This window comes from Serratia sp. T13T92 (genome assembly GCF_047530105.1).
In the GTDB taxonomy this organism is placed as follows: Bacteria; Pseudomonadota; Gammaproteobacteria; order Enterobacterales; family Enterobacteriaceae; genus Chania; species Chania fonticola.
Map to the genome: position 1 here is coordinate 1 of NZ_JBLJAK010000103.1, position 2,380 is coordinate 2,380.

Here is a 2,380-nt window from a genome sequence, read left to right on the forward strand (position 1 = left end):
GGGTAATAACTGTTTGAGCAGAGATTCTTTATGTTCTGCAGAGTAGGTTTGCATCGGGTTAGTTTCCTCGCCCCTGAGGTTCAATGGATTGAATCAGTTCAGGCGACAACTACCCTGACATGGGGGGAAACCTGGTACATGAGCTTGAAGGGCAAAACATCAAGCTCAGGGCGACAGAGCAGGCCATTGATACGTCCTCCGCTTCCGGCAAGGCTTTTCTGGATATGCTGGGCGTCTTCGCCGAGTTCGAGACGCGCCTGCGTCAGGAACGCCAGCGGGAAGGCATTGCCCGGGCGAAAGCTAAAGGTGCATATAAAGGAAGAAAACCCACCGCTCAGGCGAAAGCGCAGCAGGTCATTGAATTGACGCTGGCCGGAGTCACCCGCGAAGCGGTTGCCGACCGACTGGGTATTGGCAGAGCCAGCGTCTACCGAATATTAAAAACCTGGCGGCAGCAACATCCCGACGCTATTCTGCCCGGAGAGCGGGTGAAGCCTTCGCTCAGCCATAGTGAGCCGGCAACCGAACATGTTACGATAGCCCCATGAAAAAAAATCCAACGCCTCATGATGCAACTTTCCGACAATTTCTGACGCAACCTGAAATTGCCCGCGACTTCATGGACATCCATCTGCCGGCCGAACTGCGGGCCATCTGTGACCTCAGCACGCTGAAACTGGAGTCCGGCTCCTATGTCGAAGATGACCTGCGCCAGTATTTCAGCGACGTGCTTTACAGCCTGAAAACCACTGCCGGCGCTGACGGTTACGTGCACGTGCTTATTGAGCACCAATCCAGCCCGGATAAGCACATGGCCTTTCGCCTCATCCGATATGCCATCGCCGCCATGCAGCGTCATCTCGACGCCGGTCACAAAAAGCTGCCACTGGTCATTCCGGTGCTGTTCTATACCGGCAAACGCAGTCCATATCCGTATTCCACCAACTGGCTGCAGGAGTTTGATGACCCAACGTTGGCCAGGAAACTGTATACCGGCGATTTTCCGCTGGTTGATGTGACCATCATTCCCGACGAGGAGATCATGGGCCACCGCAGCATGGCCGCACTGACCCTGCTGCAGAAACATATTCGCCAGCGCGACCTGGCTGAACTGACAGACAGACTGTCCGCTATCCTGCTGGCCGGCTATCTCTCTTCGCCCCAGGTGATTTCGCTGATACACTATATTATCCAGGCCGGGGAATCGGCGGATGCGCAGGCATTTGTTCGTGAACTGGCCCTGCGGGTACCGCAACATGAGGATGAACTGATGACCATCGCACAACAGCTTGAACAAAAAGGTATCGAGAAGGGTATCCAGTTGGGTGAACAGCGCGGTATGGAAAAAGGGCGCAATGAAGGCAAACTCGAAGTAGCCCGTGCCATGTTGGCCAATGGCCTCGATCGCGATTCGGTCATGAGAATGACCGGTCTGACCGCTGATGATCTGGCGAAGATCCGCCACTAATCTTTCGCTTCGACGGGCAGGGTAGCCATTGTCAGATAAAACCAGATCCGTTCCCCCGGAAAACACCACGTCAGCGCTCAGCCATCTCGCGTTCTGCGCCTTGGCGGCGCTCGGACTGGCGCGTCAGGATGGCATCGCCGGCACGCCGTATGCCGGAAATTTGTTCCTTATTCGCTGGTTGGCCACCGCCCAAAAGCAAAAACGCTTCCCCAGGAGCGTCGCCATTGACATCCAGTGGCTCCTCGAGCGAGGCCGCAAACACGGTCCGGCCGGCAAGTTACGCCAGCATCTGGACTACCTCTGGCGCTCCTGTAGCGGCAATCTGGCGGCACAATCCGACCTATTCCGGCTCACCTACGCCACTGAAACCCTGAAAGACCAGGGCTGGGACAATTATGTGATGGATGCACGGGAGTGGAAATCCGGCGTTACGCCGGTACCGTCACAGCACAACGGATTCTACGTCGAAAAAGTGGCGCTGAACGCCGCCTTTGCCCAGGACGGACGCCATCTGCATGCCGTCCCGTTTCGTGTCGTCGGGGACCTCGACCAGTTTATGCACGTCATGGCGGAGTTCGGTCTGGGCACACGCCTGCTCGACAGCACGGAGACCTGCCACACCATCGCGCTGGAGCCTGCATCCGCAACATAAGCACAACCTGGCCAAAAGGACACATCGCGCGCCGAGTCAGTCGTCGCCGGCGCACAGCACTAGGGAACTGGACGGACCGCGGCCGAAGCGCTGGGGTCACGTAACAAAGGTGATACCATGACCGGACACAAAAACACACCTTCACGCGCTGACAGCGCGGAGACCGGGATTGCGCATCTGCCCATCCCTCTCACCGCCATCCTCTGCCAGCTCGCCCTGCATGACGATTTGGCAAAATCCGCCCTGCTGGATAACCTGCA

The 2,380-nt window shown here is 57.2% G+C and carries 3 protein-coding genes; all 3 read left to right on the top strand.

Annotated features, from left to right (window positions below; translation table 11 throughout):
• Positions 1-119: 119 nt before the first annotated feature.
• Genes ACMV5I_RS29335 through ACMV5I_RS29345 form a run of 3 tightly spaced genes read left to right on the top strand, consistent with a single transcriptional unit; the run spans position 120 to position 2,120 of the window.
• On the top strand, positions 120-548 hold the full coding sequence (locus ACMV5I_RS29335; RefSeq protein WP_414825953.1) for a recombinase family protein: 429 nt from the start codon (positions 120-122) through the stop codon (positions 546-548).
• Positions 545-1,468, top strand: a complete 924-nt coding sequence (locus tag ACMV5I_RS29340; RefSeq protein WP_414825954.1) for an Rpn family recombination-promoting nuclease/putative transposase — start codon at positions 545-547, stop codon at positions 1,466-1,468. Before ACMV5I_RS29335 ends, ACMV5I_RS29340 begins: the two co-directional genes overlap by 4 nt.
• Before the next feature lie 28 nt (positions 1,469-1,496).
• A complete protein-coding gene (locus ACMV5I_RS29345) occupies positions 1,497-2,120 on the top strand; it encodes a DUF2913 family protein (protein ID WP_414825955.1) in 624 nt (207 codons plus the stop codon).
• Positions 2,121-2,380: the final 260 nt, after the last annotated feature.